The 18505-nt window shown below is 41.6% G+C and carries 11 protein-coding genes; 5 read left to right on the top strand and 6 right to left on the bottom strand.

Features of this window, described 5'->3' with window-relative positions:
* Positions 1-9: 9 nt before the first annotated feature.
* The 5 genes from CYK47_RS03255 to CYK47_RS03235 all read right to left on the bottom strand — a co-directional run bounded on the left by CYK47_RS03255 (position 10) and on the right by CYK47_RS03235 (position 5879).
* Positions 10-1569 carry a hypothetical protein gene (locus CYK47_RS03255; protein ID WP_122898882.1) on the bottom strand — a complete coding sequence of 520 codons (1560 nt, stop codon included), beginning with the start codon at positions 1567-1569 and terminating at the stop codon, positions 10-12.
* Positions 1570-1792: 223 nt separating this feature from the next.
* Positions 1793-3412 (bottom strand): ABC1 kinase family protein, encoded by a 1620-nt coding sequence (locus CYK47_RS03250; protein ID WP_122899012.1) that lies wholly within the window; start codon positions 3410-3412, stop codon positions 1793-1795.
* Positions 3413-3429: 17 nt separating this feature from the next.
* A complete protein-coding gene (locus CYK47_RS03245) occupies positions 3430-4080 on the bottom strand; it encodes a ubiquinone biosynthesis accessory factor UbiJ (protein ID WP_122898880.1) in 651 nt (216 codons plus the stop codon).
* Between the two features lie 11 nt (positions 4081-4091).
* Positions 4092-5009, bottom strand: a complete 918-nt coding sequence (gene ubiE, locus CYK47_RS03240) for a bifunctional demethylmenaquinone methyltransferase/2-methoxy-6-polyprenyl-1,4-benzoquinol methylase UbiE (protein WP_122898878.1) — start codon at positions 5007-5009, stop codon at positions 4092-4094.
* Positions 5010-5174: 165 nt separating this feature from the next.
* Entirely contained in the window at positions 5175-5879 is a 705-nt protein-coding gene (locus CYK47_RS03235) for a DUF8198 family protein (protein ID WP_122898876.1), read from the bottom strand.
* A gap of 168 nt (positions 5880-6047) precedes the next feature.
* Here CYK47_RS03235 and pap point away from each other — a divergent pair, with 168 nt between their 5' ends.
* Positions 6048-7454 (top strand): polyphosphate:AMP phosphotransferase, encoded by a 1407-nt coding sequence (pap, locus tag CYK47_RS03230; RefSeq protein WP_122898874.1) that lies wholly within the window; start codon positions 6048-6050, stop codon positions 7452-7454.
* Positions 7455-7492: 38 nt separating this feature from the next.
* Here pap and CYK47_RS03225 read toward each other — a convergent pair whose 3' ends face one another.
* Positions 7493-8065, bottom strand: coding sequence for a hypothetical protein (locus CYK47_RS03225; protein WP_122898872.1), 573 nt, complete (start codon positions 8063-8065; stop codon positions 7493-7495).
* A 161-nt stretch (positions 8066-8226) separates the two neighbouring features.
* Here CYK47_RS03225 and CYK47_RS03220 point away from each other — a divergent pair, with 161 nt between their 5' ends.
* From CYK47_RS03220 to rpsO, 4 genes are all read left to right on the top strand, one after another.
* Positions 8227-11877 carry an exodeoxyribonuclease V subunit gamma gene (locus tag CYK47_RS03220; protein ID WP_122898870.1) on the top strand — a complete coding sequence of 1217 codons (3651 nt, stop codon included), beginning with the start codon at positions 8227-8229 and terminating at the stop codon, positions 11875-11877.
* Positions 11874-15560 carry a UvrD-helicase domain-containing protein gene (locus CYK47_RS03215; RefSeq protein ID WP_122898868.1) on the top strand — a complete coding sequence of 1229 codons (3687 nt, stop codon included), beginning with the start codon at positions 11874-11876 and terminating at the stop codon, positions 15558-15560. The genes CYK47_RS03220 and CYK47_RS03215 overlap by 4 nt, the downstream gene beginning before the upstream one ends.
* On the top strand, positions 15560-17257 hold the full coding sequence (gene recD / locus CYK47_RS03210; RefSeq protein ID WP_122898866.1) for an exodeoxyribonuclease V subunit alpha: 1698 nt from the start codon (positions 15560-15562) through the stop codon (positions 17255-17257). Before CYK47_RS03215 ends, recD begins: the two co-directional genes overlap by 1 nt.
* 724 nt (positions 17258-17981) lie before the next feature.
* A complete protein-coding gene (rpsO, locus tag CYK47_RS03200; RefSeq protein WP_004692669.1) occupies positions 17982-18251 on the top strand; it encodes a 30S ribosomal protein S15 in 270 nt (89 codons plus the stop codon).
* Positions 18252-18505: the final 254 nt, after the last annotated feature.

Raw genomic sequence — 18505 nt, 5'->3', positions numbered from 1 at the left:
AACGCTAAATTATTTCAGGCGGAAATACGCTTTGAGACTTGGTGCTGAGAAGCTATAGTTTTTAATCTTCATCGTAGATACTTGTAAACCTAAAGCAGGATCAATCAGATAGTTTTTTGGCTCAACAAATATTTTAGCGTCCATACTGTTACCAGATACTAGATTAGCTTTATAGTTGTTATAAGCAGATGCTAAACGATCATCACTTTGAAGTAATTGGCTTAGGGAAATAGTACGGTTATTGCTCACACTAAATGTACGAGGTGATTCAGTTTGAATATAAGAAACACTCGCATTTTGACCCGGTACAGGGAATTTCATGCTTGAGTCTACGGTTAATAATGTACCTTCGCTAATGGTTGCTGTTGCAATACGACCCGTCTTATCAAAAGTAACTTTCACTTCATCCAAGATGACATCAAGCGTTTCAGTACGATCACCTGTGTGTGCTTGAACACTAAAGCCTAGACGGAAATTATCTTCTAGCGCTTTAGTTGTATTGTTAATGCCAAAATTAAACTCGAGTACTTTATCGATATCTTTAGGATCAAGTAAAATTGGCGCAGCTTGGCTTGAGTTTTTCAGATCTAAGACACTGTAGCCAGCGACAGCAAAATTACCATAGACAGGTTGGGTAATAATTTCAGATGCAGGTTCTTTTAAAGTTTCTTCAAGAATGGCTTGATTTTCAGGTTTTTTTAACTCATTCAGTAATTGCTGAGCATCACCACTTTGTTTAACTAAATCATCTAATAGCTGTGCTAATTTACTTAAATCTGCGGCAATGTCATTCATCAGACTAACAGGAATCATTGCATCTGGGTCTTTAGCCTGTAGGGCTGCTTCAGCTGCTGTAAATGCTTGGTCAAGCACTAAATTTAAAGTGCTCTCATCAAAACTTACTGCACCTTGTGTAAATAATGCTTGTTCTTTTACCACATCAATCACAGCTAAAAAGGCAATTTGTGCAGCTTGATCAGCGCTGAATACCGCTGAATCATTGACTTTAAGGTTTTCTAGATTGTCTTCAATTTTATTGACTAATTGTTGCAGAGCAAAAGCCACCGCAGCGGTACGCGCAGTGCCATCGGTCACTGGGTTAAAGCGACTTAAATCTTGAGTACCTTCATCGCGAATGCCTAAGTTTGCTAAAATGTTAGCAAGCTGATCTTGTTGGCCTGCATCAACTAAATGTTTTTCTAGTGTTGTTAATGGAGTTACAGCAAGTTTATTGGCTTGGTTAAAATCAGTTGCCTTTAATTGTAAACGACCTGTAAAGGGTAAGCCTGTTCCTGTGTCTGTACCACCCGTAATGCTCATAGCTGAATTCTGGCATGCTTGGCTGGTTTTAAAGCTAAACTGACCCGTGTGATTGGTCTTTACTGAAGCACAGTTTGGGTTCTTAAATGTAATTGTTGCATCTTTTAAATAAAAGTCTACGGCTACACCCGTTACCGTTTGGCTAGTATAGGCTGGTGTTGAGCTACCGCCACCTCCGCCACCGCCACAGGCAGCTAAAGTGAGCATGGCAGCGCTAAGCGCCGAGATTTTAACAGCTTGAATAAACATATAAAGACCCCAAACGAAACTCGTGATAAAAAATGCTTTACCGTTAACAAAATACAACGCAAAGATGACATTTGTTATATAGCGCATGAATTATAAGTAGAATTTACAGAATTACGAGTTTTTATGCTTTGATTTTTTAGTTATTTTAAAAAGTTGACCTACGTCACAAAATAAAGACCATCTGTTTGATGATCTTTATTTAGTTTTATTGAGCACTCGGCTTTTATTTCGCCATGCGCCATATCGTCATAAAGCTGGTGATCGCGATCAACACCCAAGCGATATACCAAGGGCTAATGATTGCAATTGCTAATAAAATTGCAATGATACTGCCAAATAACCAAGAACGTTTTTGCTGTTGTTCCATTTGCAAACGTAAATTTTGCAATTCACGCAGCTGCTTTTCTTGCCATGCAGACTGATTTTTTAAGCCGTTTAAACTATCAATCATTAAAGTTGGGAGATCTTGGGCGCCCAACAATAAATCTGGAATTTTTTCACCCAATTCTTTTAAGTTTTTTTGTGGGTTCATTTGCGCTTTGACCCAATCGGTCAAGATAGGCTTGGCGAGTTTCCAAATATCAAGTTGCGGATACAAATCTGTACCTAAACCTTCAACATGCACTAAGGTTTTAAGCAATAACATCAGTTGCGGTGGAATTTCCAAATGGAAACGACGCGCAATGTCCATCACTTGCAATAAAATACCAGCAAAATCCAATTGATCCATGGGTTTAGATACCATTGGACCTACGGTACGGCGCATTTCTCGTGCTAGTTCATCTTGATTGGTGCCCGGTGGAATCCAACCGGCTTGATGCACAATTTGAATGAGTTGTAGGAAGTTACTGTTCATCACGGCAAGTAACATGCGTGCTACAGTCATTTGGTCGCTTTTAGACAGCTCCCCCATAATTGCGCAGTCGAGCGCGATATAACGCGGATTACTTGGATTGATGGTTTCGACAAACACATTACCCGGATGCATATCGGCATGGAAAAAGTTATCGCGAAAGACTTGAGTAAAGAAAATCGTTAGACCTTTTTCGGCTAAATCGGCACGATCCATGCCCATTTCATCAAAGACATGGGTTTCAGAAATGGGCACACCCGTGATGCGCTCTGCGACCATCACATCAACGCTATCTATATATACTTCAGGCACATACATCATGCTTGAGCCTGTAAAGTAATGACGCATACGACGCGTGTTATCGGCTTCTAAAGTTAAGTCCAACTCATTTAAAATGGTTTGACGATAGCTTTGGATAATTTCCGATAAATGCAAAGCGCGCGCAGCTTCTAGGCGTTTTTCTAAGGTTGCGCCAAGCCACTGTAAAATTTCAAAGTCTTGTAATAATTGACGTTTGATGTCGGGACGGGTGACTTTAACCACCACTTCGCGTCCATCATGCAGCGCTGCGGTATGCACTTGCGCAATAGAAGCTGCGGCCAGCGGTTGTTCATCAAAACGCGCAAACAGGGTGGTAATATCGGCTTTTAAGGCGTTTTGAATGCGCATTTTAGCCACATCAGAACCAAAGGGTTTAACGCGATCTTGCAGTAATACCAACTGTTGCAATACTTCAGGCGGAATTAAATCCCGACGGGTTGAAAGCAATTGACCTAACTTAATTGCTAAAGGCCCCATATCTTCTAAAGCTTGTTTAAGCTTTAAAGGATTGTCTTTTTCTTTACTTGACCATGCCGCAGGATGCAGGCGGATTAAGTTTAAGATTGGACGGGCTTTGGCAGGCAATTCTTCGGCAGGAAACAACGTGTCGAGTCTATAGTGCGCGGCAATGCGCCAAAGTTCGAGTAAACGTGAAACATGCGGAATCATAAATGCCATTACCTAAGTTAAGAAATGTTGTGTTGCAGCGCTAAAATTTTTGCTTCAGCACGGTCAATATTTTGTTGCAAGCGACGCGTCGCCTGTTGTAAGTCATCCATCTGCCAACGTGGGGCAAATAAACCAGAATCTTCTTTTAAGTAATCTTCTGCAATAAAGGCTTGGCTTTGTAGCTGATCTTTCATCAGTTTAGGCAAGGCTTGCAGCTTACCAATTTCATGCGCAAGATTGGCACCGATCCATGGGCTTAAATGTGCAGCTAAGTCGAGTTCGCTGTTTTGCATGATGCGTTGCACATCTTGCAATAAACGATAATCGCCTTGCAGGGGAATGGTACCTACATCTTCACTGACAAGAAGTTTTAATAGTTCAACCACGCTACCGACATGCAAAGTCGCGTTTGCCACAATTGGCACATGCACAGGATCAAAAGGGCGTTGTTCGAAGATTGAGGGCGTGTGACTTTGACCTGTAGCGGTGGGTTCTAAACGAACTTTGCCATCGTCAAAAAACACATCGACAGACAATTGCGGCGAGTCAATCACCACACGTAGCATTTTGCCGTGCAAGCTGTTGAGCTGAATGCGAGTAATCGCATCCAGATCAATCAGATGATGCATAAAGCGTTCGACTGCACCTAAGGCAAGAATCGACCACATATCATCAAGCCTTAAAGTTTAAAGCCACGGTGCACGGCCACAATACCACCAGTTAAGTTGTGGTAATCACAGTTGCTAAAGCCGGCATTTTCCATCATACCTTTTAAGGTACGTTGGTCTGGGTGCATACGAATCGATTCAGCTAAGTATTTGTAGCTTTCTGAATCATTAGCAATCAGTTTGCCCATGACTGGTAATGCAGTGAATGAGTATAAATCGTAAAGTTTTGAGAATGGCTCAAATACAGGTTTAGAGAATTCTAAAACTAATAAACGACCGCCCGGCTTAAGTACACGGTACATTGCTTCTAGTGCTGCATCTTTATCGGTCACGTTACGTAAACCAAAAGAAATGGTCACTAAATCAAAGCTGTTGTCGGCAAATGGTTCTAAAGTTTCAGCATTGGCTAAAACAAAATCAACGTTGGCACAGCCAGCATCCAATAAACGATCACGACCAACATTGAGCATAGATTCGTTAATGTCAGATAACACCACATGACCTGTAGGACCTACTTCACGGCTAAATACTTTGGCTAAATCGCCTGTACCGCCAGCGATGTCCAAAACGTGTTGACCACGGCGTACACCTGACATGTTAATTGCAAAGCGTTTCCATAGACGGTGAATACCAAATGACATCAGGTCATTCATAATGTCGTATTTACTTGCAACCGAATGGAACACTTCAGCCACTTTTTGGGCTTTTTCTTCACTATTCACCGTTTGGTAGCCAAAGTGAGTTTTTTCACCGACGTTACCGGTATTGGCACCGCGTGGTAAGTTGTATTTAGGAATGGCACGCGGCGCATCTTGTTGTACGCTTTGTTGCTGACCTTGTGGTGCGCCTTGTGGTAGTGGCTCAGTTAAGAATGGGCTCACTTTGTCTGTGTTCTGTGCGTTTGTAGGCGTTTGATTTTCGTTAGACATGAGTCTCACTCCTAACAGGGAAATAGAGTTAAAAACAGTGCTGCATCATGACAGATTATAAAGCGTTGTACAGCCATGCAGACTTGAATGTGTTCCATAATATACAGAAAAAAAGCACAGTTGTTGTATTTATAGCGCAACTAAACCTGCTTCAATCTGCTTAAGTTAAACAAAAGGTGTTGGGTCACCAGCATGAACTTTACGCACAATTTCACGCTCTTGCTCGGTAAAATCACGCACAAATTTTTCTGCCGACTTTAAAGGCTTCATAGCTGCAAAACCATCTTGCATAAATTCGTACATCACCTCAAATTTATGCTTATAAGCAGTGCCCTTACACATTTTAAACGCAGTCTGCACCACAAAAGAGCGTAGATATTTATCTAAGCTGATGCCCAATTGATCCAATTGGCGCAACTGTTCGAGACGTTGCTGCTGTTGATCTAATTTAAGATAAGTGATGCGCATAATTTCATCTGTCAGCGGGGTGTTTTCTGGATAATCTTGTAATAATTGTGCCGCGACTTGTTCATCCAACTGCACCGCTAAAATCGCCAATTGAATCCCTGCTGTACCTGTTTTAATGGCATTTTCGGGGATGAGTTTTTCGGCTTTATGAATTTTAGGTATTAAACGCTCGATTTGTGCTGCTAAAGCATCAAAATCAGGCCCACCATAGAGGCGATTCATAAAGTACTCTGCCATAAGCACATTTTGTTTTTGTTTAAACTCTGTAGCATGACTTTGAATAATGCGTTGCTTTTGCCAATTTTGTACGTCGCGTAAACGCTGCAATAACTGCGGATTTTGATGATAGTTTAATTGTTGATACTTCACTAAAAGTTCATTTAAAACCGCAAGTTTTGACATACGTATTCCAAGCTCAAGATAGAAGGTTAAGCTTAATAGCTTATGTAAAACGCTGCTATGACTAAAACTCGCTTAAATACAAAAAAATGTAGTATCTCGATTGCAGAATCAGCAAAATCTTTGTACACATATCCATAACTATAACAAATACATTTTAGGCGGCAGCGAATGACAGAAAAATTTAAACTCATGGATGAAGATCAACTGTCTTTTGATTTAATCGAAGCGCAGTTTGCTTTACGTGAAAGTCGAGATCAAAAAAATGCCAAAAGCTTACTGATTTTAGTCAATGGTATTGATTTAGCTGGTAAGGGCGAAGCCGTCAAACAACTGCGTGAATGGGTTGATCCACGTTATTTAAAGGTTAAGGCCGATAAACCCTTAGTGCTTGATCACAGTCAGCCCTACTGGTTGCCTTATATGGGTTCTATTCCCAAAGAAGGGCAAATTACGATTTTGTTTGGCAACTGGTATAGCGATTTACTCAATACCGCCATGCATGTGTCTCATCCGATAGATGATAGTTTATATGATGAATACATTAAAAAAATGGCCATATATGAGCAAGATTTAAAAAACAACAATGTCGATGTGATTAAAGTTTGGTTTGATCTGTCATGGAAAACCTTGCAACAACGCATTGAAGATATGCCGCCAAGCGAAGCACGCTGGCATAAATTGCATGGCATTGACTGGCATAATCAACACAAATACGACACTTTACAACGCTTACGTAAACGCTTTACCGATGATTGGTTGATCATTGATGGTGAAGATAAACACCGTGACCAAATTTTTGCCCAACATATTTTAAAAGCCCTCAAAGATTGCCCAGAACATAGCAAAGAGGTGAAAACCAAGTGGAAAAACAATCCTATTCCAGTTGCATTATTGCAACCCGAAAATAGCGCTTTAGATAAAACGGAATATAAAAGCAAACTCAAAAAATTGAGCAGCGAGGTCGCAGATGCCTTACGCTTTGATCAACGGCATGTCTTGATTTGCTTTGAAGGTATGGATGCAGCGGGCAAAGGTGGTGCGATTAAACGCATTGTGCAAAAGCTTGATCCGCGTGAATACGAAATTCATAGCATTGCTGCACCAGAACCCTATGAGCTACGTCGTCCGTATTTATGGCGTTTTTGGCGTCGTATTCAAACCGATGGTGATATTAATATTTTTGACCGCACATGGTATGGACGAGTCTTAGTCGAGCGGGTTGAAGGTTTTGCTCATCCTGCCCAGTGGCAACGCGCCTATGCAGAAATTAACCGTTTTGAACAAGACTTAATTGACCACAACCACGTCATTATTAAGTTTTGGTTGGCGATTTCTAAGGATGAACAAGAAGCGCGTTTTAAAGCACGAGAAGACACTCCGCACAAACGCTTTAAAATTACCGAAGAAGATTGGCGCAACCGTGAGCGTTGGGATGATTATTTGCAAGCAGCCGCGGATATGTTTGCACATACCAGTAGTCATGATGCGCCGTGGCATATCATCGCTACCGATGATAAAAATACCGCCCGTATTCAGGTGTTAGAAACTATCTTAAAACAATTAAAAGCCACATAAAAAAACGCTCGATTGAGCGTTTTTTTATCGCGTTGCTGTTATTTTTTGGCTGCATCATCTTGCTGTTTTTCGAGGCTTGGTACGTTCGTCACCGGTGGAGCCACTGCTTCGCCACGTTCTACACCTTGTTTGAGCTGAATGCCCTTTGCCAGTTTATAACTTTCTTCTACATGCGCTTCGGCGACTTTTTTCATTACCATATAGCCCAAACTTGCGGCAATCATTTGACCACCGAGTGGAATAAATTTAGTCACTTGTTTGGTGACATATTTGGCTGCAATGTTATTAAACGATTTTTTCATTGCGGTACGTGCTACCACCATACCAGAGAATTGCACACCGCGTTTTTTCAGTTCATTCCAGTGAATTTGTTTGGTTTTTGGGTCAAATACAGTGACTTGTTCAGGCGCTAAACCAAAGCGCGCATTAATCTGCGGAATCAGCTGCGACAAAATCCCCACATCAATAAATACATCTAAAAATGGAATGGGAATAATGGCAGCGCCAGCAGAGACATAGGCACGTTTTTTGACCAGTTCTAAGCACTCAGCGCGGACTTGTTCTAGATTTAATTTAGGATCAATTGTTTGTGGAATATTGTCAATTTTCATCGTGAAATACCTTAAACTACTGTTAGATTTTTTTAGTGATATAAAGTGAAGCATGGCTTGGATTTGCTGTTAATTTGACATAGCAGTGCCAAGGGGTCTAGTGCAAAATCTTTATGATTTTGTAGAAAAATTAATATTTTGATGGGTTTTTTGAGGACATTATGGCGATTCATGTGATGCAAAGTCAGCGGATTGAAGTGCTGTTTGAGGCCATGCTGCGTGCGGTGCAACAACCGTATCAGAATCCACTTATGGTGCTTAAAGCACAGCATTTTATTGTGCCATCCATTGCCTTAGAAACTTGGCTGACGCAGCGTTTGGCGGAAAAGCGCGGCATTAGTGCCAATAATCAATTTCATCATCGAATTCGTGGTTTTCAATGGTGGGCTTATCAAGAAGTGTTGCATGATCAACGTGATGAAGTACGTAAGGCCAACTTACCGCGTTTAATGATCAAATGGCGTATCTATCAAAGCCTGAAAAATTTTATTCAAAGCCCCATTAACCCTTTAAAGCAACAGCATCCCTTATATCCCATTATTCAACGTATTTATGCCAGTGCCGACCGTTTACAAGGTTTTGAACAACTGGGCAAAAAGCAAAGTATGTTGTATTGGGTGGCGGAGCAAGTGTCGCGTTTATTTTCCAATTATATGGAATATCGCAGCGATTGCAGCAGTTGTACAGGTGTGTGTCAGTGCGGTAGCAATTGGCTACAAACTTGGTCAGCCAATCAAGCCCTACAGGTAGAACAACTGTTCTTTAACGTCGGCACTGAGATTGAACAATTTCAACTTGAGCAAGCCACTGAACTCGAAGCATGGCAACGCTGGCTTTGGCATGCGGTCTTTGCCGAAGACTTTAAACAAGTGGCGCATATTGATCAGTTATTTTGGCAACGTTTAGATGACCCAACTACCCGTCAAGATGCCTTAAAACGCCTGCCTCAGCAATTGGTGTTATTTACCTTGTTGGATTTGCCACCCGTACAATTAAAATTTTTACGTCGCTTAGGGCAGTATCTTGATATTTTTGTGTTGCATTACAACCCCTCACAAGAATATTGGGCGGATATGGTCGATCCACATTGGAAAGCCCGTTATGACGCACAGTTGCGGCAGCGTTTTATTGAGCGTGAGCAAGCGCAAGGGCGTACAGTGGATGATGCGGCAATTCAAACTTACGTTAAAAAGTTTAGTCTAGAATTTAATGCTGAAAAACGCGACTCACATCATCCGTTATTAACCCGTTTTGGTAAGCAAGCGCGTGATCATTTCTCTTTGTTGGCAAGTTTATCTTCCAATCAAGAAGGGCAATGGTTTGACTTATTCCCCGAAGATTATCCACAGACCCTCTTGGGTAAGCTGCAAAGTGATATTTTAAATTTAGTTCAACCTAAGCCCAATGCTTATGTTTTGGCCGAAGATGATGATTCCATTCAGATTCATGTTTGTCATTCCAGTTTACGCCAGCTAGAAGTTTTAAAAGAACAAATTATCCATTGGCTGAGTCAAAGTACTGCTGCAACACCGCGCCGTGCCAGCGATATTTTGGTGTTATGTCCGAATTTAAAAGATATTGAACCGCAAATTCGTAGCACCTTTGCCGCGCCCTTGTCTGAACGTGAGCGCATGCAACATGACAGCGTCTATTTGCCGATTCAAATCGCAGGCGTGGGTCAATTGGATGTTGGCAATGCATGGCGTGCTGTGCTCGGGCGTATTCAATTATTACAAGGGCGTTTTACTTTAGAAGAATTTGCCGATTGGCTGAGTTTGTATGCCACACAACAGCGTTATGGGCTTGAGCCGAATGGCTTAGAGCGCATGTATGAGCTGCTGCAAGCGGCAGGGTTTAAACGTGGTTTTGATGCGTTACATTTACAAGAAAGTCTAAGCCAAGGTGATGAAGACTATCGTTTTAGCTTTAAGTTTGCTTTGGATCGTTTAGCGCTGGGGATAGCGATTCCTGAACACCGCGTATTTAATCAGACTTTAAGCTATGCCCAAGTGCGTCCAAGTGACTTTAGTTTAATTGGTTGCCTGATTGAAATTTACCAAGATATTGCCGCGCGGCGTACTTGGCTCAATGAGCATGAAACTGAGACCGAGCAAAGCGCAGAATATTGGCTCAATTGTTTAATGGATGAAATTAACGAGTTTAAAGCAGCGGGCGTTGAAGTATTAGAGCAAGTCTATAGCTTGGTTAAAAAACAAGAACGTATGCTGACCTTAACCAGTTTCTATGATGATGACGAACAAGATGCATTACGCAGTTTAACCTTGCCATTGCCGTATATTTTAGCCGAAATCGAAAAAACGCTCACCACACAGCTTGAGCAAGCAGAACCCACAGGGCAAATCACCTTTAGCCAAATGGGTCAGATTCGTCCTGTACCTTATAAATTGGTGGTGATGCTGAATTTAGACAGTGGCAAATTCCCGAATCGTGATCAGCATATCCCCTTTGATTTAATGCAAATGTTACGTCCTAAATTAGGTGATCGCTCCCGTTTAGAAGATGATCAAGGGGCGTTTTTAGATGCGTTATTATTGGCAAAAGACAACGTGTGGCTGTTTTATAATGCTTTTGATTTAAACGACAGTGAAGTGCGTGATCCATCCAGTGTAGTGCAAGAATTTGTGCAGCATCTTAACTTAATCACCCAAAAACCTGCTGAGTTGCCAGCTAGTGTTGATGTACATGGTGTAGAAATTGCGAGTCAATTATTTAGCCTGTATCGGATTCATCCGCTACAACCTTTTGATCCACTTGGGTTTAGCCAACAAAAGTGTATTCGTTATCAAAACCAGTGGTTTAAAGTTGCTAAACAACTCAGTAGCGCCAAACAACCGCGCCCAGCATGGAGTGTAGGAACTTATCAACTGACCCAGCTTGAGCCGCAACTCGAAGTATTAGACAGTGAACAATGGATACAAGATATTTTATTCCCTGCGCGTAGTTATTTAAAAAACTTAGGGGTGAAAAACTTAAGCCCAACCGATGCCATTGAAGCGCAAGAACCTTTACTGCTCAATGGTTTAAAAAAGTACCAGCTGCGTGAGTTTATGTTGCAGCAGCATCGGCCTGAAGCTGAATTGGTCAAAGATATTTTACCTGTGGGCAAAACCCAGCATGCGACATGGCAACAAAGTCTGTTAGAACAACAGCAGTTGCTAGAGCGTTTATATGTCTTTGCCGAAGCGCCTACCGCAACCACGCGCCAAGTCCTCAAGCTTCACGCGCACTTACATATCAGCATCCAAGTGCCACAACAAGATACAGCACTTTGGGTGAATGTGCTGGCAGCCAGTGCTAAACCCAAACGCCGTGGTCGGGTGTGGCTTGAGTATTTATTATGGTTGGCTTATTTAGACTTAGGCGAAGGTGGTCGCCAATTGCAACGCGTTGCGGTATGTAGTAATAAAACCCTTGTTTGCCAAGGGGTAAGCTCCAATCAAGCGAAACAATGGCTTAATGATTGGTTAGAGGCATGGCACCACGCCAAGCAGCAGCCGCTAGTGTTACCCGCGGAACTGATCTTAAAAGATGAAGTCAAAATTGAATGGATTGACACTCATGGTTTTATGCAAGTCAAAGATTTAGACAAGCTGTTTAAAGAATGGCGTAAATCCGACAACTTTGCTGGTTATCGCTATGACAATGAAGAGTGGAATATTAAACACCGTGATTGGCAGTTTATTTTACGTGACTGTGACACTCAACAATTGTTAGAACAAGCGTGCTTAGACTTCTCTTATCGACTTTATCAGCCAATTTTCTGGCATCAAGTGGTACAGGACGCAACATGAACAGTTTTTATCAGCCAGAACCTTCTTTTGCACCCATTGTCGATATGCAGTTTAAAGGGTTGCATTGGATTGAAGCGTCGGCAGGTACAGGGAAAACCTATACGCTATCGAGTTTAATGGTGCGGATTCTGTTACATGACTATTTGCCGCATCAAGTGATTGCCACTACCTTTACCCGTGCTGCTGCGGCTGAACTCAAAACGCGTATTCGTAAACGTTTGCAACAGACCTTAAATTTTTTAAAAAGCTATCAAGCATTGAGCTCGAGTGAAGTATTACTACATGCGGCAAATGAAACAGACATATTGTTTCAAAAACTCTTACAAGATTATTCAGACAAAATTGGCTATGCCTGTGAGCGTTTAAATTTGGTGCTGGATCAGCTTGATGAGTTGTTTATTGGTACGCTCGATAGTTTTAGTCAAAAACTGCTCACGGAGTTTTCGTTTGAAAGTGGCAAGATTGAACATGTTGCTATTAGTGACAATGCTAAATTGTACACCCAGCAAATTATTCATGATGTTTTACGTGAATGGATTCAATTGCAACCGCAAGCAGTCATTGATTATTTGCTGTTAAATCAAAAACTCAAGTCGGTAGAAAGCTATGTGGCTGTGGTTGAAACTAGCCTAAATTTTGCTTCTGCCACATTACAAAAGGTTGAAGCCCCAAGCCTTGATTTACAGCAATTTGAACAGGCGATTGATGCCTTCATTCAGCTTGATCTGAGCAGTATAGAGAGTTTACAAGATTACTATGCGCCTGATGGGCAATATCATAGTGTTGTGGCTAAAAAATGGCGTGACAACGCAAGCATGCAATGGTTATTGACAGAAAAATTGCCGCTATTTTTAAAAGCCTTAAAGCAACGTCGTGGTCAAGCCTTGTTTGCTGCTGCCTTTGAGAACACCTTAAAAGGCATCACTGATTTAGCCACTAAAAAAGTTCTGAATAAATGCAGTGCTGAGGTATTAGCGGGCTTTGAACAGCATCCGATTATGTTGACCTTAGCAAAATTTTGTCAGCAATTAAAAGATTTGCATTTAAATTTAGATGCTTTGGATCTCTATCTTAAATATCATTTAGCCAGTGAGGTAAAGCGTCGTTTACCACAGTTATTACAACAAAAAGGCGAAACCACCTTTGCCCAGCAAATGCGAAGTTTAAGTGAGGCGTTACAAGGTGAGCAGGGGCAACGCTTTGCTCAATATGTACATAGTCGTTATCCATTAATTTTGGTCGATGAATTTCAAGATACCAACCAAGATCAAGACAATATGCTTAAGCAAATTTGGCGTAACCCAAAATGGTATAGCCAAGGTTGTATGATTATGGTGGGCGACCCTAAACAGGCGATTTATGGTTTCCGGGGCGGTGATATGCTCACCTATAGCAAAGCTCGCCAAGATGTCTTGGCTAAAAACGGTCGTTTATATAGTCTAAAATACAATCAGCGTTCGGTGCGTGAATTAGTAGAAGTGGTCGATGCACTATTTCAGCAACAGATGGATTTTGGCGAAGAGGTAAGCTATCAGCCTGTAGAGGCAGTTGCGCGTGCTCATCCCATTTGTTATCAGCATCAAATTGCGAACCCTCAGCCCCTACGTTTTATTACCTTGCCTGATGCTGACCAAGAATCGATCCAAGTGGCATGGCAGATTCGTAAGTTGCTGAATTTAAGCGCCCAACAGCAATTACATTTTGGTGAGCTTGCCGAGAAAAAGTTTTTACAGCCCGATGATATTGCGGTGTTATCGCGTAATCACGACGCGTTAGACAAAGTCCAATATGAATTAAATCGTTTAAATATTCGTGTCAATCGTGCTTCAAAACGTAGTGTTTTTGATAGTGTGGTGGCACAGGATGTGGCTGCAATTTTAACAGCGATTTTACATCCTTTTGATGAAGCCAAAGTAAAACGTGCTTTGCTCAGTCGCTTAATTGGTTTAAATCTTCAAGATTTAAGCCAACTTCAGCAGCAGCCTGAAGGCTTGAGTCAATATATGCATGATTTTGAGTATATTCGTGAAATGTGGCTGCATAAAGGCTTTTTAACGGCATGGCAATACACCTTAAATGTATTTGGAGTTTGGGAAAATTTAGTTCGTTATCAACACCGTGATAATGAACGTAGCGTAGTCAATCTGCGCCATTTAACCGAAAGTCTGACCCAGCATAGTGAGAGTTATCAAGGTGCACAAAGCCTGTATGCTTGGTATTTAAAACAAATTCAAGCATCCGGTCAGCGTGATTGGGAAATGGAACTTAGCCTGAGCAACAGCGCAGGTGTGCAACTCATGACCGTACATCAGTCTAAAGGCTTAGAATTTAAAATCGTATTTTTGCTGGGTGCCAGTTCAGCAGGGCGTGAAATAAATAAGACCCTGAATTTCTCCACTCAAATGTTGACTAATCCCGAAACAGGTCAAACTGAGCCACAGCGTATTATTGCCGTCAATGACAAACATGGCTTGGCTGAAGAAATGATTGCACAGCACGAGGCGCGTCTTGAAGCCGAACAGCATCGGTTGTGGTATGTGGCACTGACGCGTGCTAGTCATCGCGTTTATGCCATGCTTAGTGCCAAAGCCTTAGATAAAGCGCATGGTTTACTCTTTTGGAAAAATGCGGGTCAAGGTTTTAGTCATTTAGGTTGTTGTGATGAGCCGCTCTTACTGGAATGTCCTGAATGGATTGCGCCACAACACGCCACCGTATCTTTAGATATTCAGGCTTTAGCTTTGCCTAAACAACGTTTTTATCCACGTAGTAAAACCAGCTTTAGTGCGTTGTCACAGCATTTAAGCCGTAAACAAGCTATAGATGCTTTAGCCGCCCAACGTGAAAACATGGGTAGTGCTGCCGATGACATGTATGTCATACCAGAAGATCAAGTAGCAGAGCAGCCTTTGGCATGGATTAAACGGCATTTTCCTATGGGAACTTTAGCTGGTAATTTCTTACATGAAATTTTTGAACATATTGATTTTCAAGATCATCAGCATTGGGCACTTGAGCTACATCGACGTTTTAAAAATAGTTATCCAAGCTTATGGCAAGATTTACAACACCAATATGCCACAGAATTTGCTGCACCCAATGATGAGCATTTATACGCGATGTTGGTTGAATGGTTACAACAAGTACTTAATACACCGTTATTTGCTGACTTTTGCTTAAGTCAGCTGAATCCCGAACAACATAGTGCCGAATTTCCATTTTATCTGTCTTTGGCAGATCGGGTGTTTGGCGTGCAGCGCATTAGTGAATTATTTCGTGAATATGGGATTGATATGTTGCCGCTTCAGCATGCCAATTCAGCGCGGTATTTAACAGGTTCAATTGACTTGGTGTTTTATGATGGGCAGCGCTATCACATTGCCGACTATAAAAGTAATTTCTTAGGGCAAGATCAACAGGATTATGCCAATGCCAAGATTCAAGCCAATATGTCGCAGGCAAGTTATTGGTTGCAAGCAGGATTGTATTTGGTGGCTTTACATCGTCATTTAAGCGTGCAGTTACAAGATTATGATATGGCTAAACATTTAGGCGGTGCGAGCTATTTATATTTACGTGGTATGAATGGGCAACCTCAGCAGGGTGTACATTATTTTAAACCCGCGGATGAGTTTATTTTACGTTTAGATGCCTTGTTGGGGCATGTGGAGGAACAGCCCTAATGCAAACTCAAGATATAAATGCCCCTTGGATGAGCGCATGGAGTCAATATATTGCTCAAGGTTTGTCTGCACCAGCCCAGCAGTTAATTCAAGAATTATTGTTGGCGATGCAAAGTGGCCATAGTTGTATACAGGCGTTGCCTGAGCAAGTGCAGGCGTTGCAGCATTTGGTGGCTCAACCGCAGCATATAGCACCGTTTATTTATGCCGAGCAACAATTATATTTATATCGTTATTGGCAGCTCGAACACAATTTAGCGCAGCATGTCCTACGCTTACAACAGGCACAAGTTGCGCAATTTTCGGTGGATGATTATCAAGATCTTTTGAGTGATGCACAACAAAAACAAGCCTTGGCAGCAGTGGCGAGGCAAGCATTGACCATTATTACAGGTGGACCAGGTACAGGTAAAACCTATACGTTGGCACGGATTATTGCCGCCTTAAATCAAGCCTTACCTGATTTACGTATTGCTATGGCAGCGCCTACAGGTAAAGCTGCTCAGCGTATGAAAGAGGCGCTACAAAATTCTTTTAGTGACGCTAAACTAAGCCATTTGGTCACAGCAGATTTAAAACACTTAAATCCAGTGACTTTGCATCGTTTATTGGGCTTAGGCATGCAACAGCAAGCGCGTTATTCGGCACAGCAGCCGCTACCTTTTGATGTTGTAGTGGTTGATGAAGCTTCGATGTTGGATTTAAATCTAGCCAGCCTATTATTTGCTGCGATTGGTTCAGGCAGCCGTTTAATTTTATTGGGCGATGCCCACCAGTTGGCTTCGGTTGATGTAGGCGCAGTCTTGGCAGATTTGCAGCAAGTCGAACATTTAGCTGCTCATCGGGTGCATTTGCATACCAGCCGTCGCTTTAAAGCGGGTGCTTTAATTGGTGAGTTGGCACAATTTATTCAGCAAGAACATCCAGCAGAGCAGGTACTCACTCGGTTAGAACAATTATTGCCGCCAATGCAATTGCAAGCCATTGAGCTACATGCCGATATGGCAGATGTTGTACAGTTACAATATTTACCCGACAGCTTAACCAACGAAGATTATGCACAATATTATGATCAACTGATGTTAGGTTTTGCAGGCTATGTTGCTGCCTTAAAACGCTATGTAGATAGTGATGAACCTGAACACGATTTAGCAGAGGTTTTGGCGCGTTTTGATGAGTATCGAATTTTAACCGCGATTCGCCAAGGTCAATTGGGTTTATATCAACTCAATCAGCAGATTGAAAAACGTATTTTGCAACAACTTGCCTTACATACCACTAAACAAGGTGATTGGTATGTTGGCCGCGCAGTTATGATGACCTATAACGATTACCAATTAGGGCTATCGAATGGCGATATTGGCATTTGCTTGCAACGTTTACGTGATGGGCAATGGCAATTTGATGTGTATTTCCCAAGCTTAGAGAAATGGTTACCTGCACCGCGTTTACCCAAAAACATAGAAACTGCATTCGCCTTAACCATCCATAAGTCGCAAGGCTCCGAATTTAAGCACACTGCTTTGGTGTTAGATCGCTATGCAGCCAACTTACTCAGTCGTGAGTTGATTTATACGGCAATCACCCGTGCTAAATCTGCGGTAAGTATTTTGGCAGATAAACATAGTTTACAACAGGCGCTTATGGTGATGACTACACGGCAAAGTGGTCTACAGAAAAAGCTTAATGAGGGTTAAAAATTTTGACTATTTGGTGCAAAACGGCACTTTGTAAGCAATGGCTTACAAAGATTCGAGAAATTGACGCATAGAGCTTCAGCTGAGTTTCTGCGAATATAGCTTTAACAAAAGCTCAACACGGAATGTTGGGAATAATCGCATAACGATAATGATAAGTCGAAAAGACAGCGAACTTACAGGAAGGTAAGTCACAGAGGAAACTTACAGCCGCTAAGCCTTGTAGTTTTGGGAGAGACTACAAGGCTTTTATTTATCTCGCATTTTTATCTTGGCATTTTAAATAGAATTTTGTGTGTCCTCTGAGTTTAGCTTGATGTAAGCCAAAGCGCACAAAATAAGCAGCCAAAGGCGACTTGGTTTAAATTTAGCATGTATTACAATTGTAAAAATAAGGAAAGCAAAACTCACAAGGAATTGAGCGAATCCAATAATAAGAAGAGATAAGATTAAGAATAAATGGTGAAATTACAGCGCAAAAAGCCCAAGTTTGACTTGGGCTTTTTTATTTGTCTGCCATGTTTGTATAGGGGTTGTTTGAGCTGTGCAGCTGCATTTTAAACAGCTCTTCGTTGCATCTAGACGCACATTTAAGCAAAAGCAATTTTGCAATTGTAGCCAATATCGCTTAAAATAGTTGCCTTGCTGTAGTGATGCACGGCAGTCAATTTTTTTAAATTGATTAATATCGAATTTTTTTATCAAAGCATCTCGGAGAAATCGAATGGCTTTAACAAACGCAGATCGCGCAGAGATCATCGCTAAATTTGCTCGTGCTGAAAACGACACTGGTTCTCCAGAAGTTCAAGTAGCGCTTTTAACTGCTCAAATCAATGACTTACAAGGTCACTTCAAAGAGCACAAGCACGATCATCACAGCCGTCGCGGTCTTATCCGTATGGTTAACCAACGTCGTAAGCTTCTTGACTACCTTAAAGGTAAAGACGCTACTCGTTACAGCGATTTGATTGCTGCTTTAGGTTTACGTCGTTAATTCGATTTAAACTTTGTTTTTGGATTATTGCATGTTTAGTGCCGTAGGACTAAAAACAAGAGTATATCTAACTTTAGGTTAGATAATGGGGAAGGGGCGAATGTTCGCTCCTTCTTTGTGTTTAAAATCTAGTGAGGTCGGCTTCTAAGCTTTGTCATTTATGCTTTGGCTTAACAAAAGTACCGATGAATGCCAAACCTTAGGGGTCTCCACTAGAATAATTGTTCACAAGAACTAGGAAAAAATAAAACATG

This window comes from Acinetobacter sp. B51(2017) (assembly GCF_003711395.1).
Lineage (GTDB): Bacteria > Pseudomonadota > Gammaproteobacteria > Pseudomonadales > Moraxellaceae > Acinetobacter.
The sequence above is the reverse complement of the archived record's forward strand: the minus strand, read 5'-3'. Positions and strand labels throughout refer to the sequence as shown.

Excerpts from the sequence above, each read along its gene's own strand:
- CYK47_RS03215 (WP_122898868.1), top strand. The coding sequence starts at position 11,874 with ATGAACAGTTTTTATCAGCCAGAACCTTCTTTTGCACCCATTGTCGAT.
- CYK47_RS03225 (WP_122898872.1), bottom strand. The coding sequence starts at position 8,065 with ATGAAAATTGACAATATTCCACAAACAATTGATCCTAAATTAAATCTA.
- recD (WP_122898866.1), top strand. The coding sequence starts at position 15,560 with ATGCAAACTCAAGATATAAATGCCCCTTGGATGAGCGCATGGAGTCAA.
- pap (WP_122898874.1), top strand. The coding sequence starts at position 6,048 with ATGACAGAAAAATTTAAACTCATGGATGAAGATCAACTGTCTTTTGAT.
- rpsO (WP_004692669.1), top strand. The coding sequence starts at position 17,982 with ATGGCTTTAACAAACGCAGATCGCGCAGAGATCATCGCTAAATTTGCT.
- ubiE (WP_122898878.1), bottom strand. The coding sequence starts at position 5,009 with ATGTCTAACGAAAATCAAACGCCTACAAACGCACAGAACACAGACAAA.
- CYK47_RS03255 (WP_122898882.1), bottom strand. The coding sequence starts at position 1,569 with ATGTTTATTCAAGCTGTTAAAATCTCGGCGCTTAGCGCTGCCATGCTC.
- CYK47_RS03250 (WP_122899012.1), bottom strand. The coding sequence starts at position 3,412 with ATGATTCCGCATGTTTCACGTTTACTCGAACTTTGGCGCATTGCCGCG.
- CYK47_RS03235 (WP_122898876.1), bottom strand. The coding sequence starts at position 5,879 with ATGTCAAAACTTGCGGTTTTAAATGAACTTTTAGTGAAGTATCAACAA.
- CYK47_RS03245 (WP_122898880.1), bottom strand. The coding sequence starts at position 4,080 with ATGTGGTCGATTCTTGCCTTAGGTGCAGTCGAACGCTTTATGCATCAT.
- CYK47_RS03220 (WP_122898870.1), top strand. The coding sequence starts at position 8,227 with ATGGCGATTCATGTGATGCAAAGTCAGCGGATTGAAGTGCTGTTTGAG.